Origin of the sequence: Streptomyces rimosus, from assembly GCF_008704655.1 — a bacterium.
In the GTDB taxonomy this organism is placed as follows: domain Bacteria; phylum Actinomycetota; class Actinomycetes; order Streptomycetales; family Streptomycetaceae; genus Streptomyces; species Streptomyces rimosus.
The window spans coordinates 3,208,425-3,231,023 of record NZ_CP023688.1 but is presented as its reverse complement, the minus strand read 5'-3'; the positions used below and the strand labels follow the sequence as shown (position 1 = coordinate 3,231,023).

The following is a 22,599-nucleotide window of genomic DNA, read 5'->3' as shown; positions in this document are numbered from 1 at the left end:
AACCCCAGTTGAGAACTGGTGCGGTCCTGAAGAATGAGGAGGGGGATTCGGGCTCTCAAGGGGGCCGGAAGAAACGGCCGTCCCGATCGCCACGAAGAGACTCGCAAACCTCGGCGGCGGATACAACCCCTTCCGGAAACTTTTTTTTGATTCCTTGGTGTCGCCTAGGTCACAGCCGTACTTCTAGGGGGTGGAAGTCAGCCTAAACGTTCGACTGAAAGGACTTTAGGCCCTACTGCTCACACAATCACACGCAGTGCACGGCGAACGCCTGTGAACGTCACGCTCGTACGGAGCCCGAGGTGGTCACCGTCCATCTGGAACGGCAGTGGAGCCTGCGAATGCAAGGTGAAGTCCGTCAAGTCATGGAGCGAGACCACATGCTTGCCACGGGGGCCGCGCTCCGGTGTTGACGCCAGGAGCTGGGTCGCGTAGCGCGTCACCGCGGTCGCGGAGAGTTTCGACAGGGCGAAGACGTCCAGGGCCGTGTCGAAGGACGCCGCGGGCGCCGGGTAGACCGGGCGGTTGCCCAGGTAGGTCCAGGGGGCGGTGTTGCAGATTATCGACATGACCAGGTGTTCCACCGGGTCCTCGCCCGGCCGCTCCAGGGTGATCGTGCCGTGCCGGCGGTTCGACTCGCCGACGTACTGCCGCAACACCTGCCGCATGTAGAGCGAGTGTGTCGAACGCTTGCCCCGCTCCCGCTGCTGTTCGACCCGGCCGACCACTCCCGCGTCGAAGCCGAAGCCCGCGCAGAAGGTGAACCAGCGGGCCGGCACGCCCTCGTCGTCGCTGCCCGGGGTGCCCGCCGCCAGCCCCAGGCCGACCGTGCGCTCACTGCCGTCACGCAGCGCGTCCAGAAGAGCACCCGTCGCCTCGACCACGTCGTTCGGCAGGCCCAGGGCGCGGGCGAAGACATTGGTGGAGCCGCCGGGGACGACGGCGAGGCGGGGCAGCGCTTCGGGGTCCGGGCCGTGCGTCAGCAGACCGTTGACGACCTCGTTCACCGTGCCGTCGCCGCCGAGCGCGACGACCAGCTCGATCTGGCCCCCCTCGGCGGCCTGCCGGGCCAGGTCGCGGGCGTGTCCCCGGTACTGCGTCTCGGCGACCTCCAGCTTCAGGTCGCTGGCCAGCGCGTGGGTGAGCACTTCACGTGTACGCGCACTGGTGGTGGTAGCTGCGGGATTGACCACGAGAAGTGCGCGCATGGTGAGCAGGGTACCTACTTGCCGGTACCCGCCCCACTCCCTGCCCGCCGTGCCGAGGGCACCCCGGGGCTACCCTGCTGGGGTGAGCAGTAAGCAGAAGCGCCCCGCGGCCAAGGCGGCCCGGCCCACCCGGCCGGCCGAGGCGACGAGGGGCGGCAAGCCGGACGGAACGGACGTACGGGCCCGAGGCGCGAAGGGCGCCTCGTCCGCCAAGGGCGCCCGGACGGGCGACGGCGGCAAGAAGGTGGCGACCGGGTCCGGCAAGGCCGCCGACGCCGCCGCCGGGCCGAGCGGGCCCCGGCCCGGCCGGATCGGCGCCGCCGCCGTGCTCACCGCCGTCGAGGGCCTGGCGCTGGCCGCACTCGGCGTCTACATGCTGGTCGTGGGCCTGGCCGGCTCGCCCGACAGCCCCCGCCAGGCGGAGATGGGCGGCCTGACCGTGCTGGCGCTGGCGGCGCTGCCGCTGGTCGCGGCGCGCGGGCTGTGGCTGCGCCGCCGCTGGAGCCGTGGGCCCTCGCTGATCACCCAGATCGTGGCGTTCCCGGTGGCGTGGACGCTGGTGAACGGCGGCGGCGCGCTGATCGCGGCTGGTATCGGCCTGGCGGTGGCGGCCATCGCGGTGCTCGCCCTGCTGGTGAATCCGACGGCCACCGAGGCGCTGGGGATCGCGCCGCGGGACTGAGCCACGGTGCGGGGCCCGTGCGTACCCCACCTGTCCCCCGTCCGTACCTCATCCGTACGGGGAATGAAGGCGGTGAGCCGCGGCCGCACGGTCGGGCCGTGGCCGTACGGGCGGTACGTACGCCGCCGGGCAGCGACCGGGCGGCCGACGTACGGCGCCCCGGGCTCCTGGTGAGACCGGGGCGGTGGCCGACGACGGGAGGGTTCGCTCACTCCTCCACGAGGAGCTTGTCGCGGAGCTGGGCCAGGGTGCGGGCCAGCAGGCGGGAGACGTGCATCTGCGAGATGCCGACCTCCTGGGCGATCTGCGACTGGGTCATGTTGCCGAAGAAGCGCAGCAGCAGGATCTTCTTCTCGCGCGGCGGCAGATCCTCCAGCAGCGGCTTGAGGGATTCGCGGTACTCGACACCCTCCAGCGCCTCGTCCTCGGCGCCCAGGGTGTCGGCGACGGCCGGCGACTCGTCGTCGGTGTCCGGCACGTCCAGGGACAGGGTGCTGTACGCGTTCGCCGACTCCAGGCCCTCCAGGACCTCTTCCTCGGAGATCGCGAGGTGCTCGGCGAGCTCATGGACCGTCGGGGCGCGGCCGTGGCGCTGGGAGAGCTCGGCGGTCGCGGTGGTCAGCGACAGCCGCAGCTCCTGGAGGCGGCGGGGCACGCGGACCGCCCAGCCCTTGTCGCGGAAGTGCCGCTTGATCTCGCCGACGACGGTGGGCGTGGCGTACGTGGAGAACTCCACGCCGCGGTCCGGGTCGAAGCGGTCCACGGACTTGATCAGGCCGATGGTGGCGACCTGGGTCAGGTCGTCCAGCGGCTCGCCGCGGTTGCGGAAGCGCCGGGCCAGGTGCTCGACGAGCGGCAGGTGCATGCGCACGAGCGCGTTGCGCAGTTCGGCGCGCTCGGCCGAGCCGTCGGGCAGCTTGCGCAGCTCGTAGAACATCGCCCGCGCGCCGCTCCGGTCATGGGGGTCGTGAGGGTCATGAGGGTGGTGCGGGGTGTGCGGATCGCGCTCGTTCCGCCTGTGCTCGCTCTGGTCCATGTGGTCCGCCCGCTCTGCCTGCTCCGCGTCCAACCGGCCGCCGTGGTCATCCGCGCCCACCGGTTGCGGCCGGGCATGCTGCTCGGGGATGGCCACACCGGGCGCCATCCGCGTGCCGCGATCAAGATCCTTCACGGGGCCCCCTGTTCGGTCATGACGGTCCGGGACCGGCGCCGCGCTCCTTGTACAGGCTGATCGTGACCGTACGGTCCTCCGCGACGGTGGAGTCGACCTTGCCGGCCAGCGCGGAGAGCACCGTCCAGGCGAAGGTGTCGCGCTCGGGGGCGCGGCCGTCGGTCGTCGGGGCCGAGACGGTCACCTGCAGCGCGTCGTCGATCAGGCGGAAGACGCAGCTCAGCACGGAGCCCGGCACGGCCTGTTGCAGAAGAATCGCGCATGCCTCGTCCACGGCGATGCGCAGATCCTCGATCTCGTCGAGGGTGAAGTCCAAGCGGGCTGCGAGGCCGGCCGTGGCCGTACGCAGCACCGACAGGTAGGCACCCGCAGCGGGCAGCCGGACTTCCACGAAGTCCTGGGTCCCGGGCTCGCCTGCGATCTGGGACACCCTCACCTCCAAGGTGACACAAGCTGGTTGAGCTGATATTCGCGCCGGTCGCGGCCCCTCTCGTGAACAAGAGGGCAACGATCCGGCGCGGCACGTGGTTCGCCTGCGACGCTATCGCGATCTGCGGGGCGATGTCGCCCGGAAGAGGCAGGGCCGACCTCCGGTACGACGGCTGGTCCAGCAGCGTCCCGCAGTCCTACGACTGTCACTCATTGTAAGCCTACGGGTACGGACAGTGGCTAGGGGTCTGCACTGCCAAATCGAAGCTGATTACGCTGCGTTGACGTTCGAGACGCCCGCGAGGTTGTGCAGTGCATCTCCAGTGAGCCGGAAGACGGTCCATTCGTCCATGGGTTCCGCGCCGATCGACCGGTAAAAACCGATGGACGGTTCGTTCCAATCCAGGACTGACCACTCGAAACGTGCGTAGCCGCGCTCCACGCATATCTCCGCGAGGGCCGCCAGCAGCGCCTTGCCGTGGCCGCCGCCGCGCGCCTCGGGGCGGACGTAGAGATCCTCCAGATAGACACCGTGCGTGCCCGTCCACGTCGAGAAGTTGCGGAACCACAGGGCGAAGCCGACGGGGCCCTCCGCGTCCTCGGCCAGGAGCGCGAAGGCGGCCGGATGCTCGCCGAAGAGGGCCTCGCGCAGCTGCGCCTCGGTGGCCTTCGCGGCGTCCGGCTCCCGTTCGTACGCGGCCAGCTCGCGGATCATGGTGTGGATGACGGGGACGTCGTCGACCGTCGCGGTGCGGATCATGCCTGAAGGCTAGCGGGCGGTACCGACAACCGGCCGCGGGGTCCGGAATCCGGGCCGCGGGCCGGTCGGGAGCCCCTTTCCGGATGCCCCTTTTTCCGGCTTGCGGCCGGCTTGCGGCGCCTTCGTCAGACGAGCATCTCGTCGACGAAGCACCACCGCCAGGACTCGCCCGGCTCGTACGAGCGCATCACCGCGTGGCCGGTCGCCTCGTAGTGGCCCGTGGCGTGCCGGTACGGCGAGGAGTCGCAGCAGCCGACGTGGCCGCACTCCAGGCACAGTCGCAGCTGTACGGGATGGCTGCCGACGGCCAGGCACTCGGGGCAGGTGTCGGTCAGCGCGGCGGGTTCGGGGCGCGGCAGTTCGGGAACATGCGGGCACTCGCTCATGATTGCCAGGTTAGATCGCACCAGCGGGTACGGCACGGGTGGCCGCCGCGATGACCGGGCGGCGCGGGCCGGCCCGGCGGGACGGGACAGGACGGGCGAGGCCGATGGACGTGATGCCACTTCTGCTGCTGGTCGCGGGGAGCGCGGCGGTCGCCGGGGCCGCCCGGCGCACGCCCGTGCCCGTACCGCTGCTGCTGGTCGCCGCCGGGCTGGCCGCCGCGTACATCCCCGGCGTACCGGACTACACCCTCGATCCGCACATCGTGCTGCCGCTGCTGCTGCCCCCGCTGCTGCACACCGCCGCGCTGGAGAGCTCGTACCTGGACCTGCGGGCCAACCTGCGGCCGGTGGCGCTGCTGTCGGTCGGCTACGTGCTCTTCGCGACGGTCGCCGTCGGGTACGTCGCGTATCTGATGATCCCGGACCTGCCGCTGGCGGCGGCGCTCGTGCTGGGCGCGGTGGTCGCGCCGCCCGACGCGGTGGCCGCCACCGCCATCGCCCGCAGGCTGGGTCTGCCGAGCCGGATCACGACGATCCTCCAGGGCGAGTCGCTGGTCAACGACGCCACCGCGATCACCGCGTACAAGGTGGCGGTGGCCGCGGCCGCCGGAGTGGGCGCGACCTGGACCGACGGCATCCGGGAGTTCGCGGTCGCCGCGCTGGGCGGCATCGGGGTCGGCGCGGTGCTGATGATTCCGCTGCACTGGCTGCGCTGCCGGCTGCGGGACGCGCCGCTGCTGGAGAACACCCTGTCGCTGCTGATTCCGTTCGTGGCCTATCAGGTGGCCGAGGAGTTCGGGGCGTCCGGAGTGCTGGCGGTCGTCGTGGTCGCGCTCTACCTGGGGCACCGGTCGTGGCAGGTCGACTTCGAGACGCGGCTCCAGGAGGAGGCCGTGTGGAAGATGGTCTCCTTCGTACTGGAGTCGTCGGTGTTCGCGCTGATCGGCCTGCAACTGCCGGTGGTGCTGCGCGGGCTGGGCGAGTTCGGCGGCGGGGAGGCGGTCTGGTACGCGGTCATAGTGTTCGTGGTGGTGGTGCTCGCGCGGTTCGTGTGGGTCTTCCCGGCGACGTTCGTGCCCCGGGTGCTGTCGGAACGCATCCGCAACCGCGAACCCGGCACGAACTGGAAGGCGCCCGTGATCGTCGGCTGGGCCGGGATGCGGGGCGTGGTGTCGCTGGCGATCGCGTTCTCCATCCCGGTGACCGTCCACGGTTCCGACGAGGGTTTTCCGGCCCGCAATCTGGTGCTCTTCCTGACCTTCACGACGGTCATCGGCACGCTCGTCGTCCAGGGGCTGACGCTGCCGCCGCTGATCCGCGCGCTGCGGCTGCCGCAGCGGGACGTACGGGCCGAGACGCTCGCCGAGGCGCAGGCGCAGAACGAGGCGTCGCGGGCCGCGGAACAGCGGCTCGACGAGATGCTGGAGGACCCGCGCAACGCGCTCCCGGGCCCGCTGGCCGACCGGCTGCGCACCGTACTGGAGCGGCGGCGCAACGCCGTGTGGGAGCGGCTGGGGACGGCCAACGAGGTGACGGGGGAGTCGGCGGACGCCACGTACCGGCGGCTGGCGCGGGAGATGATCGACGCCGAGCGCAAGGTGTTCGTGCAGATGCGGGACGAGCGGCGGATCGACGACGAGATGATGCGGGTGCTGCTGAAGCGGCTGGACCTGGAGGAGGCGGCGGCGTACCGGGAGGGTGCCGACTAGGGCGGAGGGCCGGAGCGGCGGCTCAGGGGGCGCCTGTGATGACGGCGGTGACCGTCGTACCAGGAGCGAACGCCCCCTCCTCGGCCAGGGTGGTCAGGCCCAGAAGGAGCTTCGCCACGTAGAGGCGCTCCACCGGGACGCCGTGGCGGGTCTCGAAGTCGGCGGCGAAGGCGTCCAGTTCGGGGGTGCGGCGGGCGTAGCCGCCGCAGTGGAAGCGGGGGTCCAGGTCCCATGTGCCGCGCCGGCCGCCGAAGGCCGCGTGCTGGAGGCGTTCGGTGTCGGCGGCGAGGAAGTGCGGGGTGCCGCCCTTGAGGACGGGGATGCCGAGGGCGCGCTGGTCCGGCGCCAGACCCGCGGCCAGGCCCGCCAGGGTGCCGCCGGTTCCGCAGGCGACGGCGGCCATGTCGGTCTCGCCGCGCAGCTCCCGGCCCAGGGCCGTACAGCCCTGGGCGGCGAGCGCGTTGCTGCCGCCCTCCGGGACCGCGTAGAACGGGCCGAAACGTTCGAGCAGTGCCGCCTCGACCTCCGGTTCGGCCTTGCGGCGGTACGTGGCGCGGTCGACGAAGTGCAGCCGCATGCCGTCGGCGGCGCAGCGCGCCAGGGACGGGTTCAGCGGCTTGCCGGCCAGCTCGGCGCCCCGTATGACTCCGATCGTCGCGAAGCCCAGCAGGCGCCCGGCCGCCGCGGTGGCCCGCAGATGGTTCGAATAGGCGCCGCCGAACGTGAGCAGCGTGCGCTCCCCGGCCTCGGCCGCCGCCCGCAGGTTCGGCTCCAGCTTGCGCCACTTGTTGCCGGGCAGCTCGGGATGTATCAGATCGTCCCGTTTGAGGAGCAGCCGCACACCGCGGCGCGCGAACCGCTCGTCCTCGATCCGCTGGAGCGGGGACGGCAGCCGCGGCCGCAGTGCGGCGAGGCCGGGGGCGGGGGTGGTCACGCCACCCATTGTCGCGCGGCGGCGGGGCCTACTTCAGCCGGGCGCCGATGCGGGCACGCATGTCCTTCATCGTGAAGCCCTTGGGATCTATCTTGTCGGCCCGCCATTCCAGGTGGCCGATGACCGAGTACTCGTTCCAGCCGTGGACGCGGCACAGCGCGGCCGCGGCCTTCTCGATGGCCTCCAGCTGGGCCTCGGGCCAGGGGTCCTGGCCGTCGCCCATGTTCTCGCACTCGAAGCCGTAGAAGTGGACGTTGCCGTCGGCGTTGTACTGGTTGGTGGGGGGAAGCTGCTTCTTCTCGGCGATCACGGCGTTCAGGACGTCCCGGTCGCCGCTGCCCGCGTGGTTGGCCCGGCCGCAGCCGACCAGGTGGACCCGGCCGTCCTTGGTGATCACGCCGTGGCACAGCGGGCCGGGCAGCGCCGAGGTGCCGTCGTAACACAGGCGGACCGTCTCCTCGGTCCCGGACGTGACGGTGTGGTGGATCACCACGCCGTGCACCGGCCCCCAGGCGCCGTGGCCGTCGCGGTTGTGGGTGCGCCACTCGCCGACCTCGACGACCTCCAGACCCTCGTCTCTGAGGGCCTTGAGGAAGGTGTTCGCGGACATGGGTGGGGCCATGGCCGACTCCGTTCGGTGCGCGGCGGCCGCCGACCGCGCACCGCCTCGTAAAACGCTTGTACTGGAACGCCAGGTCCCAGGCCAGCCGTTCGTCGCGTGTGCGAGCGGGTGAGCGAGCGCTTTCAGCCGCTTTCCACCGCTTTTTCCCCTGCTTTTTCAGCCGCGCAGAAAGCCGTCGCCGTGGGTGGCGATATGGGCTTCGAGCGCGCTCAGCGCTTCCTGGGTGGCCTGGGCGGAGCCGCTGCCACGGCGCTCGGCGTAGTAGGCCGCGCCCAGCTTCTTCAGCAGGTCGTTGCCCGCGCGCTGCTGCTGGACCTCGTCGACCTTCTGCTTGCCCTGGTTCAGAGCGCTCTGTGCCTGCTCCTTGGCGCGGTCGAGAAAGCCTGCCATTGCTGCCTCCATGAGGTCGGGGGAGGGGCGTTGGGCCCGCCGGTCACGGGCTGTACCCGATCAACGGACCGGACGTTACCCGCGTTCCCGTGCCACGCTGGGGATGTGAGTGCGGACGGGGACGGCAGCGTGCGCCGGGGTGCCGACGGGGAGTGCGGCGGGTACCGCGAGCGGGCCTCGCGGCTGCCCGGCGCGGTCGTATGGGCGAAACGGGCGCCCGGCGGCGTCCCGGGGGCGCCGCAGCGGGTGCTGCCCGACGGCTGTACGGACCTGCTGTGGATGGACGGCCGGCTGACCGTGGCCGGCCCGGACACCACCGCCCACGCCCCGGCCGTCCGGCCCGGCTCCCTCGTCGTCGGGCTGCGCTTCGCCCCTGGTCAGGGGCCCGCCGTCCTCGGTGTACCGGCACACGTACTGCGCGATCAGCGGGTGCCGCTGGACGAACTGTGGCCACGGGACCGGGTGGCGCGGCTGGCCGGGACGCTGGCCGGGACCGGATCACCCGGAAGAGTGCTGGAGGAGATCGCGGTGGACCGGCTGCGGGCGGCGGCCGACCCGCCCGACCCGGCGCGCGGGATGATCGCCGCCGCGCTCGCCGACGGCCGCCCGGTGGCGGAGGTGGCCCGGACCGTCGGCGTCGGCGAGCGGCAGCTGTACCGCCGGTGCCTGACGGCGTTCGGCTACGGCCCCAAGACGCTGGCCAGGGTGCTGCGCCTGGTGCGCGCGCTGGAGCTGGCCCGCGGCGGCATGCCGTACGCGGACGTGGCGGCCCGTGCCGGGTACGCGGACCAGGCGCACCTGGCACGCGAGGTGAAGGCGCTGGCAGGGGTCCCGCTGGGGGTGCTGGTGGCCTCGGGTTAGCGTGTCCGTCATGGACTACCAGGCCGTTCTTGAGGAGGTAGCGGCCTTTGCGAGGCCGTATGTCGGACATGGGCAGGTTGCCGATTACATACCGGCGCTGGAGAAGGTGCCGATGGACCGCTTCGGCATAGCGGTCGCCGACATCAACGGCGAGGTCTACGGGGTGGGGGACTGGGAGGTCCCGTTCTCCGTACAGTCCATCTCGAAGACGTTCTCGCTGGCCCTGGTCATGGCCAACGACAACGACGACATCTGGAAGCGGGTCGGTCGCGAGCCGTCGGGCACCCCGTTCAATTCGCTCGTGCAACTGGAGTGGGAGAACGGCGTACCGCGCAACCCCTTCATCAACGCGGGCGCGCTGGTCGTCACCGACCGCCTCCAGACGCTGACCGGCGACGCCAGCACCACGATGCTGCACTTCCTGCGCGAGGAGAGCGGCAACCCGGACCTCGCCTTCGACCAGGCCGTGGCCGACTCCGAGGCCGACCACGGCGACCGCAACGCGGCGCTCGCGCACTTCATGGCCAGCTTCGGCAACCTGGAGAACCCGGTCCCCAGCGTCATCGAGCACTACTTCTGGCAGTGCTCCATCGAGATGAGCTGCCGCGACCTGGCGGCGGCCGGCGGCTTCCTGGCCCGGCACGGGCTGCGCGCCGACGGCAGCCGCCTGCTGGAGGCGCGCGAGGCCAAGCGGATCAACGCGGTGATGCTGACCTGCGGCACGTACGACGCGGCCGGGGAGTTCGCCTACCGGGTCGGGCTGCCCGCCAAGAGCGGCGTCGGCGGCGGCATCGTGGCGGTCGTGCCGGGGCGCTGCACGCTGTGCGTATGGAGCCCCGGGCTGGACAGGCGGGGCAACTCGGTGGCGGGCGCGGCGGCGCTGGACCACTTCACGACGCTGACCGGCTGGTCGGTGTTCTGAGCCGGGCGGTGGTGCGGGCGGGGCCGCCGGGTAGCGGGCGGCCCCCTCGCGGGCGCATCGTGGGGGCGAGGAGGTGTGTCGCCATGGAGCACGAGATGCGTGCGGAGTACGCGGACGGCGGCTCGCCGCGGGAGCCGGACGCGCGGGTCAAGATCTGGCACATGGTGCGGCTGGACGGCACCCTGTCCATGTGCGGACGCGAACTGCAACCGGACGCGGCGGTGCAGTCCGCGGACGCCTGGGGCACATCGGCGGCCGAACCCTTCTGCCACTCGTGCGGGGCGCTGTACCTGCGGGAAGTGCCGTAGGCCGTCACACGGCCCGGGGCAGCGCCGCGAACAGATCCACCCCGTGCCCGTCCGGGTCCTGGATCACCGCGTACCGCTGCCCCCAGTCCGCGTCCCACGGCTGCTTCTCCCCGGTGTAACCCGCGTCGACCAGTTCCGCGTAGACCTTGTCGACCTCCGCCGGGCCGGCGCACTCGAACGCCAGGCCCGTCGCGGCGCCGTCGGCCGGCGGTGTCCACCCGGGGTCGATGGAGCGCGCGGTCTCGTACGTGTCCCACATCAGGCGCAGCCCGCCGGGCAGCGCGGCTTCGGCGTGCGGGGCGGTGTCGGCCTCCGCCGGGACGGTGAGGCCGAGGCGGCGGTAGAAGGCGAGCGAGGCCGCCATGTCGGCGACGACCATGCCGATCGCCGCGAAGCGCGGGGTGGTGGTCGAGGTGGAGTGCGTTTCGTTGCTCATACGGGGAGCGTAGGCAGCGCGCCCTGACCGGGTCTTGAAGAAATCGGACGCGGCGGGACCGCCGGGCGCCCGACCACCCGTGTCAGCCCCTCAAGGGCACCGGATCACCTGACCCGCATACGACAGGTTGCCGCCGAACCCGAAGAGCAGGACCGGGGCGCCGGACGGGATCTCCCGCCGTTCCACCAGCTTGGACAGGGCGAGCGGTACGGAGGCGGCCGAGGTGTTGCCGGACTCGACGACATCGCGCGCGATCACCGCGTTGACGGCGCCGATGCGCTCCGCCAGCGGTTCGATCAGCCGCAGGTTGGCCTGGTGCAGCACGACCCCGGCCAGGTCGGCCGGTGCGATGCCGGAGCGTTCGCACACCTGGCGGGCGATGGCCGGCAGGCGGGTGGTGGCCCAGCGGTAGACGGCCTGGCCCTGCTGGGCGAAGCGGGGCGGGCTGCCTTCGATGCGTACGGCGTCGCCCATGTCCGGGACCGAGCCCCACAGCACCGGGCCGATCTCCGGTTCGGGGGCGGCCGTGACGACCGCGGCGCCGGCCCCGTCCCCGACGAGTACGCAGGTGGAGCGGTCCGTCCAGTCCACCACGTCGGTGAACTTCTCGGCACCGACGACCAGCGCGTTGACCGCCGACCCGGCCCGGATGGCGTGGTCGGCGGTGGCCAGCGCGTGGGTGAAGCCGGCGCAGACGACGTTGATGTCCATGGCGGCGGGCGACGGCAGGCCGAGCCGGGCGGCGACCCGAGCCGCGGTGTTGGGGCTGCGGTCGACGGCCGTGCAGGTGGCCACCAGGACGAGGTCGATGTCCTGGGCCGTCAGACCGCTCGCGGCCAGCGCCTTGGCCGCGGCGGCGGCTGCCATCGCGTCCACGGTCTCGTCGGGGGCCGCTATGTGCCGGGTGCGGATGCCGACGCGGCTGCTGATCCACGCGTCGTCGGTGTCGACCATCTTCGCGAGATCGTCGTTGGTGAGTACCCGGGAGGGCTGGTAGTGGCCGAGGGCCAGGACGCGTGCGCCCGTCATGGGATCCCCTGTGCGTGTGCGGACGGTATCCGTTCAGTGTTGGGGGTGTGGCTCCTGGGAGGCGTTGCGTGATGCGCCAATCTTCGGGGGCGTCTTCTGGAGGGAATGCCACGTACCGCCCGGGGCGGGTGTCTCCGGCGACTCCGTACGGTGACGTGATTCCGCGCACGCGAGCGGCCCGGCCCCCGACGGCGGTGCGCTGTCGGAGGCCGGGCCGGCCGTCGGTGTCCCGCTCAGGCGAGCGGCTTGAAGCGGCGCAGCCGGAGGCTGTTGGCCACCACGAAGACCGAGGAGAAGGCCATCGCGGCCCCGGCGATCATCGGGTTGAGCAGGCCGGCCGCGGCCAGCGGCAGCGCGGCGACGTTGTAGCCGAAGGCCCAGAAGAGGTTGGCCTTGATGGTGCCGAGGGTGCGGCGGGCGAGGCGGATGGCGTCCGCGGCGGCGCGCAGGTCGCCCCGTACCAGCGTCAGATCGCCCGCCTCGATGGCGGCGTCCGTGCCGGTGCCCATCGCCAGCCCCAGGTCGGCCTGGGCGAGCGCCGCCGCGTCGTTGACGCCGTCGCCGACCATGGCCACCGACTTCCCCTCCGCCTGGAGGGCCTTGACCACCGAGACCTTGTCCTCGGGCAGCACCTCGGCGATCACGTGTTCCGCGTCGATGCCGACCTCGGCGGCCACCGAGCGGGCGACGGCCGCGTTGTCGCCGGTCAGCAGGACCGGGGTGAGGCCGAGGGCGCGCAGCCGGCGGATCGCCTCGGCGCTGGTGGGCTTGACCGCGTCGGCGACGACGAGCACGGCCCGTGCCGCCCCGTCCCAGGCCACGGCGACGGCGGTGTGCCCGGCGTCCTCGGCGGCCGTCTTGGCGCCGGCCAGTGTGGCGGGCAGTTCGATGGCCCAGTCGGAGAGGAGCGAGGTGCGGCCGACGAGGACGGCGTGGCCCTCGACGACGCCCTGGACACCGCGGCCGGGTACGTTCGCGAAGTCCTCGGGGACCGGCAGCTCACCCGTACGCTCGGCCGCCGCACCGGCGATGGCGCGGGCGATGGGGTGCTCGGAGGAGTGCTCCAGGGCGCCGGCCAGGCGCAGCGCGTCCGCCTCGGACACCCCGTCGGCGAGGTGGACGGCGGTGAGCGTCATCGCGCCGGTGGTGACGGTGCCGGTCTTGTCCAGGACGACGGTGTCCACGCGGCGGGTGGTCTCCAGGACCTCCGGGCCCTTGATCAGGATGCCGAGCTGGGCGCCGCGGCCGGTGCCGACCATGAGGGCGGTCGGGGTGGCCAGGCCCAGCGCGCAGGGGCAGGCGATGATCAGTACGGCGACCGCGGCGGTGAAGGCGGCGACCGCTCCCTCGCCCGTGATCAGCCAGTAGCCCAGGGTCCCGATGGCCAGCGCGATGACGACCGGGACGAAGACCGCGGAGATCCGGTCGGCCAGGCGCTGTGCGGCGGCCTTGCCGTTCTGCGCGTCCTCCACCAGCCGCGCCATCCGGGCCAGCTGGGTGTCCGCGCCGACCCGGGTCGCCTCGACGACGATCCGGCCGCCCGCGTTGACGGTGGCGCCGGTGACCCGGTCGCCAGGGGCGACCTCGACGGGCACCGACTCGCCGGTGAGCATCGAGGCGTCCACCGCGGAGGAGCCGTCCACGACCGTGCCGTCCGTGGCGATCTTCTCTCCCGGGCGGACCACGAAGCGGTCGCCGACGGCCAGCTCACCCACCGGTACGCGGATCTCGCGCCCGTCCCGCAGCACCGCGACGTCCTTGGCGCCCAGCTCCAGCAGCGCCTTCAGCGCGGCCCCGGCCCGGCGCTTGGAGCGGGCCTCGAAGTAGCGCCCGGCCAGGATGAAGGCGGTGACGCCGGCCGCGGCCTCCAGGTAGATGTTGCTGCCGCCGTCGCCGCGCTCGATGGTCAGCTCGAACGGGTGGGTCATGCCGGGCATCCCGGCGTGGCCGAAGAACAGGGCCCACAGCGACCAGCCGAGCGCGGCGAGCGTGCCCAGGGAGACCAGGGTGTCCATGGTGGCGGCGCCGTGCCGCAGGTTGGTCCAGGCGGCCTTGTGGAACGGCCAGGCGCCGTACGCCACGACCGGCGCCGCCAGCGTCAGCGACAGCCACTGCCAGTTGGTGAACTGCAGCGCCGGGACCATCGCCATCAGGATCACCGGCACGGCCAGGACCACGGAGACGGTCAGCCGCTGCCGCAGCGGGGCGAGGGAGCCGGCGTCCGGTTCCGGTGCCGGGGCCGCGCCGGGTTCGGGTGGCGGCGGGGCGGGGGCCGGGGGTTCCGGTACGGCGGCCGTGTAGCCGGTCTTCTCGACGGTGGCGATCAGGTCCGCGACGCCGATGCCCGCGCCTTCCTCGTAGGTGACCTTGGCCTTCTCCGTCGCGTAGTTGACGGTGGCGGTCACGCCGTCCATCCGGTTGAGCTTCTTCTCGATGCGGGCGGCGCAGGAGGCGCAGGTCATGCCGCCGATCTCCAGCTCGATGCGGTGTCCGTCGACGGTGGTGGTCATGGCTGCTCCTTCGGGGGCGGGGGTGACGGCGGGGTGCCGCTGTCGTCCACTGCCCCGACTGTATACCCCCAGGGGGTATGCGTGCTACCCCTCCCCGGTATCGGGAGACGCCGCCCCGCCCTCCTCCTCGGCCGCCCGCAGCACCCTCCCGCCCAGCTGCCGCAGGTACGCCGCCAGCTCCGCCGGTTCGTGCACCGTGAACTCATGGCCCAGCATCGCCAGCCGGTACGCCGTCCAGTCCAGGGGGTCGGGCCCGGTGCGCAGGCGGCAGGAGCGCTCGTCGATCGGCTCCACCTCGACCGCCGCGTTCCCCAGCCGGGCGGCCACCTCGTCGGCGGGCGCGTACACCGTGGCCACCGCGGCGACACCGCCCGCCGCCAGGCTTCGCAGCTGCCCCCGCACATACGCGGCGGCATCCTCGGCGGGCAGGTCGCGCGGCGGCGTCCGTACCCCGGTGGGGTACGGATCGGACAGCCGGTCGACCCGGAAGATCCGCCAGTCCTCGCGCTCGTTGTCGTACGCCACCAGATACCAGCGGCGCCCGGCCGAGACCAGCCGGTGCGGCTCGACCAGGCGCTTCGAGGGGGTGCCGTCGCCCGCCCGGTAGGAGAAGCGGACCCGCTCCTGGTTGGCGACCGCCGCGGCCAGGGTGGTCAGATGGGCCGGATCGACGGTCGGGCCGTCCCCGGAGGGCATCGGTACGGTGGCGGTGCCGAGCGTGCCCACCCGCCGCCGCAGCCGGGACGGCAGCACCTGCTCCAGCTTGGCGAGGGCGCGTACGGACGCCTCCTCGATGCCGTCGACGGTGTGCCCGGCCGCCGAGCGCAGGCCGACGGCGATGGCCACCGCCTCCTCGTCGTCCAGCAGCAGCGGGGGCAGCGCGGTGCCCGCGGCGAGCCGGTAGCCGCCCTCCGCGCCCATCGTGGCGTGCACCGGGTAGCCGAGTTCGCGCAGCCGCTCGATGTCGCGGCGGATGGTGCGCGTGGTGACGTTGAGGCGTCCGGCGAGTTCACTGCCGGGCCATTCCCGGGGTGTCTGGAGGAGGGACAGGAGATTCAGCAGGCGGGCCGAGGTTTCGCTCATGCCCGCAATCATGGCGGACGAAGTAGGACCGGGTCTGTCCTACAGGCGCCCTAACGTTCTGGTACGCAGCAGCACGGCGCCCGCCGCGCCGCACCTGCCGTCCGCCGCCAGAGTCGCGGACGCTTCGCAAACCCAGGCCCTCAGGAGACAGCGCCATGCCCACCCCGCCCACGACCGCCCCCGGCACGGCCGGCCGCAGACGCTGGATCGCGCTCGCCGTCGTGCTCACCGCAGCCTTCATGGATCTGGTGGACGCGACCATCGTCAACATCGCCATACCCAGCATCCAGCGGGACACCGGCGCGTCGTTCGGCGCGATCCAGTGGATCACCGCGGGCTATGCGCTCGCCTTCGCCGTCGGCCTGATCACCGGCGGCCGGCTCGGCGACATCCACGGCCGCCGCCGGCTCTTCCTGCTCGGCATGGGCGGCTTCACCGCCGCCTCCGCGCTGTGTGGGCTCGCCGCAGGACCGGACATGCTGATCGCGGCCCGGGTCCTCCAGGGGGCGATGGCCGCGCTGATGGTGCCGCAGGTGCTGGCGATCATCCACGTCACCTTTCCCCCGCACGAGCGCGGCAAGGTCTTCGGCATGTTCGGCGCCGTCGTCGGCCTGGGCGCGGTGTGCGGCCCGCTGATCGGCGCGCTGCTGACGCAGTGGGACCTCCTCGGCCTCCAGTGGCGGCCGATCTTCCTGATCAACCTGCCGGTCGGCGTCGCGGGCATCGTCCTCGGCCGCCGCTTCATCGCCGAGTCCCGCGCCCCCAAGGCGCTGCGCCTGGACATCGTCGGCATGCTCCTGGCCGCGCTCGCCCTCCTGATGGTGCTCTATCCGCTCACCCAGGGCCGCGAACTGGGCTGGCCCGCCTGGGGGTTCGTGTCGATGGCCGCGAGCCCGCTGGTCTTCGCCGTCTTCGTACGGTACGAGCGCGCCAAGGCCCGCAAGGACGGCTCGCCGCTCGTCGAACTCTCCCTCTTCAAGCTCCGTACGTTCGCCGCGGGCACCGGCGTCCAGCTCACCTTCGGCGCGCTGTCCGGCCTCTTCTTCCTGGTCTGGACGCTGTGCATGCAGCTGGGCCTGGGCTGGGGGCCGCTGCACGCCGGGCTGACCGGAATCCCGTTCTCGCTCGCCTGCTCGGCGGCGGCCGGTGTCTCCGTACAGAAGCTGGTGCCGCGCTTCGGGCGCAAGGTACTGCAGGCCGGGGCGCTGATCATGCTGGCCGGTGTGCTGCTCTACATCGCGGAGGCCGGGCGGTACGGCACCGGGCTGACCTCCTGGCAGATGGTGCCCGCGATGCTCCTGATGGGCGGCGGCATGGGTCTGATCGTCGCCCCGATCACCGACGCGGCCATCTCCGAGGTGCCGGCCGAGCACTCCGGATCGGCGTCCGGCATCTTCAACACCACCAGCCAGCTGGGCATGGCGCTCGGCCTCGGGCTGTCCTCGGTGGCCTTCTTCGGCGTCCTCGACGACGCGGCCGGCGGGGACCCGCGGGCTGCGGTCGTCGATGCCACGGTCGCCTCGCTGTGGTGGGTGGCGGCGGGGCTGGCGGTCATCTTCCTGCTGCTGTTCCTGCTGCCGGGCAAGGCCCGTACGGGCGGGGGAGCGGGCCGGTCCGCCGCGCCCGCTGAGGAGCGCAGCCCTTCGGAGGCGGACCCGGTCCTGGTCCACTGACGGAACGACGGGACTGCCCGCGGCGCCTCACCCCCGCTGCGGGTGGTCCCTGCCGTTCAGCGCGCGGTAGATGAACCGGGTGGCCGCCTCGACGGCCTCCTCCTCCGGCAGCTCGTGCAGCAGCTGCGCGGGGGCTTCCATCATCGCGCTCATCAGCGTCAGCGTGGTTTCGACGGACGCCGGCAGGTTCTGTACGCGCGCCAGATGGTCGGCCAGGTCCGCGGCCTGCGCGCGGCGGAACTGTTCGAGGGTGCGCGCGAAGTCCTCGCTGACCAGCGCCGCCTGGCGCAGCGCGAGCATGGTCGGCGCGTGCTCCCGTTGCATGCGCCAGTAGACGGCCACGTGGTAGCGGATCGCGTCCGGGTCGGTGAAGTCGGACATGTGCCCCTCGGCGTCCGCGAAGCGGTCGCTCACCGCGGCCAGCTCGTCCAGCAGCGCCTTGAGCAGCTCTTCCTTGCCCGCGAAGTGGTTGTAGAAGGAGCCCGCCGCCCGCCCGGCCGCCGCCGTGATGTCGGTGACCTTGGTGTTCAGGTAGCCACGGGTCGCGAACAGGCGCTTGGCCGCCTCGATCAGCGCCGCCCTGGTCTCGCTCGCCTGCTCCGCGCGCTTCACGTGTCCTCCCGCTTCCTTGACAGCGCACGCTAGCAGCCATCACGATGAATCTCAGTTCAGTGAATCTAGTTTCAGTGAGAGGGGTTCGTCATGCGGGTACTCGTCGTGGGCGGGGGACCGACCGGACTGACGCTGGGGATCGAGCTGGCCCGGCGCGGCGTCGGGGTGCGCGTGGTCGACAAGGCGACCGCGTACTTCGACGGCTCGCGCGGCGACGGCATCCAGCCGCGCACGCTGGAGGTCTTCGACGACCTCGGCGTGCTGGACGCCGTACGCGCGGCCGGGGCGCCGCCGGCACCGCTCCGAGTGCACCTCGACGGCCGGTTCGCCGGCGAGCGCTGGATGACCGAGCCGCGCGACCCCCGCCCGGACGTCCCGTATCCGAACGGCTGGGTGCTGGGCCAGTCGCAGACCGAGGCCATCCTGCGGGACCGGCTGGGGGAGTTCGGCGTAAACGTCGAGCTGGGCACCGAGCTGACCGGCCTGGCGCAGGACGCGGACGGGGTGACCGCGCGCTTCGCCACCGGGGAGGAGGCGCGGTTCGACTACCTGGTGGGGGCCGACGGCGGCGCCAGCTTCGTACGCAAGGCGATCGGCGTGGCCTTCCCCGGCGTCACCGACGAGTCCTTCCGGGTGCTGGTCGGCGATGTGACCGCGCCGGGCCTCGACCTCGCCGTCGGCCACTGGTTCGCCGCGGCGGACGAACCCGTGAAGGGCGTCGCGCTGACGCCGCTGCCGGGCACCGGGCGCTTCCAGCTGATCACGCCGCTCGGGGACGGCGACGACGCCTCACTGGAGGTGATGCAAGCCGCCCTGGACCGGTTCGCGTCCGGGGTGCGCCTGACCGGGCACGGCTGGTCGACGGTGTGGCGGCCGAACGTACGGCTCGCCGAGAAGTACCGGGTGGGGCGGGTCTTCCTGGCCGGGGACGCCGCGCACGTCCACCCGCCGACCGGCGGCCAGGGCCTGAACACGGGCATACAGGACGCGTACAACCTCGGCTGGAAGCTGGCGGCGGAGACCGACCTCGACCGTTACGAGACCGAGCGGCGGGCGGTCGCGGCACGCGTGCTCGGGGTGAGCACCGACCTGCTGGACAAGTACGTGGCGGGTCACCCGGACGCGCACAAGCGCGGCGAGGAGGGCTTCGGCCTCGACATCACCTACCGCGCCCCGGACGCCACCGGCCCCCTCGTCACCGGCGACCGCGCCCCCGACGCCCCGCTGCTCGACGCGGACGGCAAGAACGTCCGCCTCTTCGACCTCTTCCGCGGCCCGCACTTCACCCGGCTGACCTTCGGGGCGCCCGCCCCGGACGAGGAGCACGCGTACGCCGTGCTGCGCCCCGGCGACGCGCCGGGCCACGGGCGGTACGTCACCGACGCCGAAGGCCACGCCTTCGCTGCGTACGCGGCGGCGCCGGGCGACACCTTCCTGATCCGGCCGGACGGCTACCTGGGCTGAACGGCCGCGTCCCCGGGGCCGAGGGCGGCGGGGCCCAGGGTGATCCGAAAGGCACGCCCTACAGCCACCCGTTGCGCTTGAAGCCCCGGTGGATGAGGAAGCAGAGGGTGAGCGTGACGGCCATGATCAGCGGATAGCCGAACGTCCAGTGCTTCTCCGGCATGTGCTCGAAGTTCATGCCGTAGATCCCGCACACCATGGTCGGCACGGCGAGGATCGCCACCCAGGCGCTGATCCGCCGCATGTCCTCGTTCTGCGCCACGGTCACCTGGGCGAGATGCGCCTGGAGTATGGAGTTCAGCAGTTCGTCGAAGGCCGTGATCTGCTCGGTCACCCGCTCCAGGTGGTCCGACACGTCCCGGAAGTACGTGGTGATGTGCGGGTCCACCAGCGCCATCGGCCGGGTGGCCAGCGCGTTCAGCGGGCCGCCGAGCGGCGCCACCGCCCGCTTCAGCTCCAGCAGTTCGCGCTTGAGCTGGTAGATCCGGCCCGCACCGGTGCCCGAGCCCAGGGCGCCGGCGCGCCGTTCCTCGCTCTTCGCACGGCGCGGGCTCTCGGCGAAGACCTCGCTCTCGACATCGTCGATGTCGTCCTGCACGGCGGCGGTGACATCCAGATAGTCGTCCACGACCAGGTCGGCGATGGCGTGCAGCACCGCCGACGGGCCGACGGCCAGCTGCTCCGGATCGGACTCCAGCTGCTCGCGCAGGGGGCCGAGCGAGCCGTGGCCGCCGTGCCGGACCGTGATGACGAAGTCGGCGCCGGTGAACACCATGATCTCGCCGGTGTCGACCACCTCGCTGGTCTCGGTGAGCCGGTCGTGCTCCACGTAGCAGACCGTCTTGAACACCGTGAACAGCGCGCTGTCGTAGCGCTCCAGCTTCGGCCGCTGGTGGGCGTGCACCGCGTCCTCGACGGCGAGCGGGTGCAGCCCGAACAGCTCGGCGATGCCCGCGAACTCCTGCTCCGACGGCTCGTGCAGACCGATCCACACAAAGCCGTTCCCCGACTCGCGGACCCGGCGGACCGCGTCCTCGGCCGGGTGGTCGCCGGGCTGGCGCACGCCCTTCTCGTAGACCGCGCAGTTCACCACGGCGGTGCCCAGCGGCGACCGCGCCGGATGGCTGAGGTCGACGCCGCGGCGCCGCTGCTGCGGCAGCCGGACCGCTTTACGAAGGTTGCTGATCACCGACACGGCACCCAGTATGGCCCGCCCGTACGGCGGAACGGGGCGTGCGGCCGAACCCGCGCGCCCCGTCCCGTACGTACACGAACTCGCCCGTACGGGACCTCAGCGGCCCGCGACGTGCCGGGGCCTGGCCGCGCCGAGCCCCATCGCCACCTGCGGGACCAGCAGGGCCAGCAGCACGACCACCGGCACCGTCCAGCCGCCCGAGGCGTCGTGCACGGCGCCCAGCACCGCGGGCCCGGTGGCCGCGAGGATGTAGCCGAAGCACTGGGCCATGCTGGACAACTGCGCCGTGTGCCGGATGTCCGGAGCGCGCTGGACGATGAACAGCAGGGCCAGGCTGATGGCCGCGCCCTGGCCCAGGCCCAGCAGCGTCATCCACACGTACGCGCCGCCGGCCGGCGCGGCCAGCATCCCGGCGAACCCGGCCGCGCAGAGCACCGCGCCGAGCGTGGCCAGTGCGCCCGCCGGCAGCCGCCGCCCGACGATCACCGGCGCCAGGAAGGAGCCCGCGATGCCCAGAAGTGAGGAGAACGACAGCATCCAGCCCGCGTCGCCCGCGCTCAGCCCGGCGTCGGTGAGCATGGTCGGCAGCCAGGCGGCCGCCGCGTAGTAACTGAGGGACTGGAGGCCCATGTACGCGGTGACCTGCCAGGCCAGCGGGGAGCGCCACAGGCCGCGCACCGGGTGGGCGGCCTCGCGCGCGGTAGCGGCGCCGGTACGCGTACGGCTGCGGGTCTGCGGCAGCCACACCACCAGCGCGATGACCGCAAGCGAACCCCAGCACGCCAGCGTGGCCTGCCAGCTCAGCCCGGCCGCGCGCTGCACCGGCACGGTGACCCCCGCCGCCAGCGCCGCTCCGCCGAACAGCGACATCGAGTACAGCCCGGTCATCAGCCCGGACCGGGCCGCGAAGTCACGCTTGATCAGGCCGGGGAGCAGCACGTTGGCGACGGCGATGCCCGCGCCGATGACGATCGTCCCGGCGAACAGCGCGACCACCGAGTCCAGCAGCCGCAGCGCGGTGCCAGCGCAGATCAGCGCCATGGTGCCGAGCAGCGAGCGCTCCATGCCGAAGCGGCGGCCGAGCCGCGGCGCGATCGGGGCCAGCAGGCCGAAGCAGAGCAGCGGCAGCGCGGTCAGCAGGCTGGTGGCCGCGGCCGACATCCCGCTCTCGTCGCGGATGGTGTTGGCCAGCGGGGACACGGCGACCAGGGCGGGGCGCAGGTTCAGCGCGAGGAGGATGACGCCGGCGGCCAGGTAGAGGGCGCGGCGTCCGGCGGCGCCCGGTGGCGGGGTGGGCGGGGCGGTGTCCCCGGCGGGCGCGTCCGGCCGCGCGGCGCCGGTGCCGGGCGCGCTCAGTGTGGCGGCCGGTCCGTCGTCATGCATGGTCTTCTTCTTTCCTGGGCTCACGTCATGTGCTGGGGGCGTCCGCCGCCGGGTCGCCGCCGTCGTCCTCGGGCCGGGCCACGCGCAGCGCGTCCATGGCCTCCGTCAGGTGCTCCAGCGCGGCGCGCTCGGCGGCGTCCGGGTCGCGGGCCTCGATGGCGTCGACGATGGCGGTGTGCGCGTCGAACTGGTGGCGTACGGAATCGGGCAGCGGCCGGCCGATGACGGCCTGGAGGGTGCCGCGCAGCGCGTCGCTGAAGTGCTCGTACAGCTCGGCGAGCACGCTGTTGTGCGCGGCCGCCGCGACGGTCCGGTGGAAGTGCACGTCCGCGTCGATGAAGGCGCCGACGTCGCTGTTCGACCAGGTCCGGTCCCGCTCGGCGAGCGCGGCCCGCAGGGCGGCCAGGTCCTCGCCGGTGCGGCGCAGCGCCGCGTAGCGGGCCGCGTCGCGCTCCAGCGAAGCACGGACCTCGTACGCCTCCAGGGCGGCGGCCCGGCGCAGCCTGCGCTGTACCGCGGCGCCGAAGTCGCTGCTGGCCCGTACGTACGTGCCGTCGCCCTGGCGCGGCTCCAGCATCCCGGTGTGCACCAGGGCGCGCACCGCCTCGCGGACGGTGTTGCGGCCCACGTCCAGCGTCTCGACCAGGACCGGTTCGGCGGGGATCTTCTCGCCGACCTCCCACTCGCCCTCGGCGATCAGCCGTTCCATCTGCTCGATGACCAGGTCCACCAGGCTGGTGCGGGCGGTGCTGCGCAGCGGCATGGACGCCGTCCTCCCTCTCGATTCCACCGGTGATGGGAACATCCCATGTTTGGCGGTGTCAAACGCCCG

At 72.6% G+C, this 22,599-nt stretch carries 23 protein-coding genes; 7 read left to right on the top strand and 16 right to left on the bottom strand.

The window, feature by feature from the left end; genetic code table 11:
• Window positions 1-239 precede the first annotated feature (239 nt).
• Window positions 240-1,208, bottom strand: coding sequence for a diacylglycerol/lipid kinase family protein (locus tag CP984_RS13150; protein ID WP_003983229.1), 969 nt, complete (start codon window positions 1,206-1,208; stop codon window positions 240-242).
• A 244-nt stretch (window positions 1,209-1,452) separates the two neighbouring features.
• On the opposite strand from CP984_RS13150, the gene CP984_RS13145 reads away from it, so the two are divergent.
• Entirely contained in the window at window positions 1,453-1,890 is a 438-nt protein-coding gene (locus CP984_RS13145; RefSeq protein ID WP_030182759.1) for a hypothetical protein, read from the top strand.
• A 208-nt stretch (window positions 1,891-2,098) separates the two neighbouring features.
• Here CP984_RS13145 and CP984_RS13140 read toward each other — a convergent pair whose 3' ends face one another.
• The 4 genes from CP984_RS13140 to CP984_RS13125 form a co-directional block, all read right to left on the bottom strand.
• Complete coding sequence (locus CP984_RS13140) at window positions 2,099-3,034, bottom strand: RNA polymerase sigma factor SigF (RefSeq protein ID WP_003985354.1); 936 nt, start codon at window positions 3,032-3,034, stop codon at window positions 2,099-2,101.
• A 43-nt stretch (window positions 3,035-3,077) separates the two neighbouring features.
• Window positions 3,078-3,491: an ATP-binding protein gene (locus tag CP984_RS13135; RefSeq protein WP_003985353.1), complete on the bottom strand. Its 414-nt coding sequence runs from the start codon at window positions 3,489-3,491 to the stop codon at window positions 3,078-3,080.
• Window positions 3,492-3,761: 270 nt separating this feature from the next.
• Window positions 3,762-4,250 carry a GNAT family N-acetyltransferase gene (locus CP984_RS13130; protein ID WP_003985352.1) on the bottom strand — a complete coding sequence of 163 codons (489 nt, stop codon included), beginning with the start codon at window positions 4,248-4,250 and terminating at the stop codon, window positions 3,762-3,764.
• A gap of 125 nt (window positions 4,251-4,375) precedes the next feature.
• Window positions 4,376-4,636, bottom strand: a complete 261-nt coding sequence (locus CP984_RS13125; RefSeq protein WP_003985351.1) for a UBP-type zinc finger domain-containing protein — start codon at window positions 4,634-4,636, stop codon at window positions 4,376-4,378.
• Between the two features lie 104 nt (window positions 4,637-4,740).
• Here CP984_RS13125 and CP984_RS13120 point away from each other — a divergent pair, with 104 nt between their 5' ends.
• A complete protein-coding gene (locus CP984_RS13120) occupies window positions 4,741-6,345 on the top strand; it encodes a Na+/H+ antiporter (protein ID WP_003985350.1) in 1,605 nt (534 codons plus the stop codon).
• Between the two features lie 22 nt (window positions 6,346-6,367).
• On the opposite strand, the gene CP984_RS13115 is transcribed toward CP984_RS13120, so the two are convergent.
• The 3 genes from CP984_RS13115 to CP984_RS13105 all read right to left on the bottom strand — a co-directional run bounded on the left by CP984_RS13115 (window position 6,368) and on the right by CP984_RS13105 (window position 8,291).
• Window positions 6,368-7,288: a 1-aminocyclopropane-1-carboxylate deaminase/D-cysteine desulfhydrase gene (locus CP984_RS13115; RefSeq protein WP_030182756.1), complete on the bottom strand. Its 921-nt coding sequence runs from the start codon at window positions 7,286-7,288 to the stop codon at window positions 6,368-6,370.
• A gap of 19 nt (window positions 7,289-7,307) precedes the next feature.
• Window positions 7,308-7,901, bottom strand: coding sequence for an N-acetylmuramoyl-L-alanine amidase (locus CP984_RS13110; RefSeq protein ID WP_032921814.1), 594 nt, complete (start codon window positions 7,899-7,901; stop codon window positions 7,308-7,310).
• A 156-nt stretch (window positions 7,902-8,057) separates the two neighbouring features.
• A complete protein-coding gene (locus CP984_RS13105; protein WP_003985347.1) occupies window positions 8,058-8,291 on the bottom strand; it encodes a hypothetical protein in 234 nt (77 codons plus the stop codon).
• A gap of 105 nt (window positions 8,292-8,396) precedes the next feature.
• Here CP984_RS13105 and CP984_RS13100 point away from each other — a divergent pair, with 105 nt between their 5' ends.
• The 3 genes from CP984_RS13100 (at window position 8,397) to CP984_RS13090 (ending at window position 10,382) form a co-directional block, all read left to right on the top strand.
• The gene (locus CP984_RS13100; RefSeq protein WP_226048652.1) at window positions 8,397-9,152 is read left to right on the top strand and encodes a helix-turn-helix domain-containing protein; all 756 of its coding nucleotides are present in this window, start codon (window positions 8,397-8,399) and stop codon (window positions 9,150-9,152) included.
• Window positions 9,153-9,162: 10 nt separating this feature from the next.
• Window positions 9,163-10,074 carry a glutaminase gene (locus tag CP984_RS13095; RefSeq protein WP_030182753.1) on the top strand — a complete coding sequence of 304 codons (912 nt, stop codon included), beginning with the start codon at window positions 9,163-9,165 and terminating at the stop codon, window positions 10,072-10,074.
• An 83-nt stretch (window positions 10,075-10,157) separates the two neighbouring features.
• Complete coding sequence (locus CP984_RS13090; RefSeq protein ID WP_003985344.1) at window positions 10,158-10,382, top strand: hypothetical protein; 225 nt, start codon at window positions 10,158-10,160, stop codon at window positions 10,380-10,382.
• Between the two features lie 4 nt (window positions 10,383-10,386).
• On the opposite strand, the gene CP984_RS13085 is transcribed toward CP984_RS13090, so the two are convergent.
• From CP984_RS13085 to CP984_RS13070, 4 genes are all read right to left on the bottom strand, one after another.
• Window positions 10,387-10,818, bottom strand: a complete 432-nt coding sequence (locus CP984_RS13085; RefSeq protein ID WP_003985343.1) for a VOC family protein — start codon at window positions 10,816-10,818, stop codon at window positions 10,387-10,389.
• A 90-nt stretch (window positions 10,819-10,908) separates the two neighbouring features.
• The gene (locus CP984_RS13080) at window positions 10,909-11,847 is read right to left on the bottom strand and encodes a beta-ketoacyl-ACP synthase III (RefSeq protein WP_003985342.1); all 939 of its coding nucleotides are present in this window, start codon (window positions 11,845-11,847) and stop codon (window positions 10,909-10,911) included.
• 233 nt (window positions 11,848-12,080) lie between these two features.
• Window positions 12,081-14,357: a heavy metal translocating P-type ATPase gene (locus tag CP984_RS13075; protein ID WP_003985341.1), complete on the bottom strand. Its 2,277-nt coding sequence runs from the start codon at window positions 14,355-14,357 to the stop codon at window positions 12,081-12,083.
• A gap of 84 nt (window positions 14,358-14,441) precedes the next feature.
• The gene (locus tag CP984_RS13070; RefSeq protein WP_003985340.1) at window positions 14,442-15,440 is read right to left on the bottom strand and encodes a helix-turn-helix transcriptional regulator; all 999 of its coding nucleotides are present in this window, start codon (window positions 15,438-15,440) and stop codon (window positions 14,442-14,444) included.
• Between the two features lie 155 nt (window positions 15,441-15,595).
• On the opposite strand from CP984_RS13070, the gene CP984_RS13065 reads away from it, so the two are divergent.
• Window positions 15,596-17,113 (top strand): MFS transporter, encoded by a 1,518-nt coding sequence (locus CP984_RS13065; protein ID WP_003985339.1) that lies wholly within the window; start codon window positions 15,596-15,598, stop codon window positions 17,111-17,113.
• Window positions 17,114-17,140: 27 nt separating this feature from the next.
• Here the strand turns inward: CP984_RS13065 and CP984_RS13060 are convergent, their stop codons facing one another.
• The gene (locus CP984_RS13060; RefSeq protein WP_003985338.1) at window positions 17,141-17,725 is read right to left on the bottom strand and encodes a TetR/AcrR family transcriptional regulator; all 585 of its coding nucleotides are present in this window, start codon (window positions 17,723-17,725) and stop codon (window positions 17,141-17,143) included.
• 90 nt (window positions 17,726-17,815) lie between these two features.
• On the opposite strand from CP984_RS13060, the gene CP984_RS13055 reads away from it, so the two are divergent.
• Window positions 17,816-19,189, top strand: coding sequence for an FAD-dependent monooxygenase (locus CP984_RS13055; protein ID WP_003985337.1), 1,374 nt, complete (start codon window positions 17,816-17,818; stop codon window positions 19,187-19,189).
• A gap of 58 nt (window positions 19,190-19,247) precedes the next feature.
• Here the strand turns inward: CP984_RS13055 and CP984_RS13050 are convergent, their stop codons facing one another.
• From CP984_RS13050 to CP984_RS13040, 3 genes are all read right to left on the bottom strand, one after another.
• Window positions 19,248-20,378 carry a magnesium and cobalt transport protein CorA gene (locus tag CP984_RS13050; RefSeq protein ID WP_078587073.1) on the bottom strand — a complete coding sequence of 377 codons (1,131 nt, stop codon included), beginning with the start codon at window positions 20,376-20,378 and terminating at the stop codon, window positions 19,248-19,250.
• Between the two features lie 102 nt (window positions 20,379-20,480).
• Window positions 20,481-21,767, bottom strand: coding sequence for a CynX/NimT family MFS transporter (locus tag CP984_RS13045; protein ID WP_030182740.1), 1,287 nt, complete (start codon window positions 21,765-21,767; stop codon window positions 20,481-20,483).
• Between the two features lie 25 nt (window positions 21,768-21,792).
• The gene (locus tag CP984_RS13040; protein ID WP_003986758.1) at window positions 21,793-22,530 is read right to left on the bottom strand and encodes a FadR/GntR family transcriptional regulator; all 738 of its coding nucleotides are present in this window, start codon (window positions 22,528-22,530) and stop codon (window positions 21,793-21,795) included.
• Window positions 22,531-22,599 lie beyond the last annotated feature (69 nt).

Coding starts and splice junctions, on each gene's coding strand:
- CP984_RS13055 (WP_003985337.1), top strand. CDS start 17,816: ATGCGGGTACTCGTCGTGGGCGGGGGACCGACCGGACTGACGCTGGGG.
- CP984_RS13040 (WP_003986758.1), bottom strand. CDS start 22,530: ATGCCGCTGCGCAGCACCGCCCGCACCAGCCTGGTGGACCTGGTCATC.
- CP984_RS13065 (WP_003985339.1), top strand. CDS start 15,596: ATGCCCACCCCGCCCACGACCGCCCCCGGCACGGCCGGCCGCAGACGC.
- CP984_RS13080 (WP_003985342.1), bottom strand. CDS start 11,847: ATGACGGGCGCACGCGTCCTGGCCCTCGGCCACTACCAGCCCTCCCGG.
- CP984_RS13125 (WP_003985351.1), bottom strand. CDS start 4,636: ATGAGCGAGTGCCCGCATGTTCCCGAACTGCCGCGCCCCGAACCCGCC.
- CP984_RS13085 (WP_003985343.1), bottom strand. CDS start 10,818: ATGAGCAACGAAACGCACTCCACCTCGACCACCACCCCGCGCTTCGCG.
- CP984_RS13140 (WP_003985354.1), bottom strand. CDS start 3,034: ATGGCGCCCGGTGTGGCCATCCCCGAGCAGCATGCCCGGCCGCAACCG.
- CP984_RS13075 (WP_003985341.1), bottom strand. CDS start 14,357: ATGACCACCACCGTCGACGGACACCGCATCGAGCTGGAGATCGGCGGC.
- CP984_RS13105 (WP_003985347.1), bottom strand. CDS start 8,291: ATGGCAGGCTTTCTCGACCGCGCCAAGGAGCAGGCACAGAGCGCTCTG.
- CP984_RS13095 (WP_030182753.1), top strand. CDS start 9,163: ATGGACTACCAGGCCGTTCTTGAGGAGGTAGCGGCCTTTGCGAGGCCG.
- CP984_RS13070 (WP_003985340.1), bottom strand. CDS start 15,440: ATGAGCGAAACCTCGGCCCGCCTGCTGAATCTCCTGTCCCTCCTCCAG.
- CP984_RS13115 (WP_030182756.1), bottom strand. CDS start 7,288: ATGGGTGGCGTGACCACCCCCGCCCCCGGCCTCGCCGCACTGCGGCCG.
- CP984_RS13090 (WP_003985344.1), top strand. CDS start 10,158: ATGGAGCACGAGATGCGTGCGGAGTACGCGGACGGCGGCTCGCCGCGG.
- CP984_RS13120 (WP_003985350.1), top strand. CDS start 4,741: ATGGACGTGATGCCACTTCTGCTGCTGGTCGCGGGGAGCGCGGCGGTC.
- CP984_RS13110 (WP_032921814.1), bottom strand. CDS start 7,901: ATGGCCCCACCCATGTCCGCGAACACCTTCCTCAAGGCCCTCAGAGAC.
- CP984_RS13045 (WP_030182740.1), bottom strand. CDS start 21,767: ATGCATGACGACGGACCGGCCGCCACACTGAGCGCGCCCGGCACCGGC.
- CP984_RS13130 (WP_003985352.1), bottom strand. CDS start 4,250: ATGATCCGCACCGCGACGGTCGACGACGTCCCCGTCATCCACACCATG.
- CP984_RS13150 (WP_003983229.1), bottom strand. CDS start 1,208: ATGCGCGCACTTCTCGTGGTCAATCCCGCAGCTACCACCACCAGTGCG.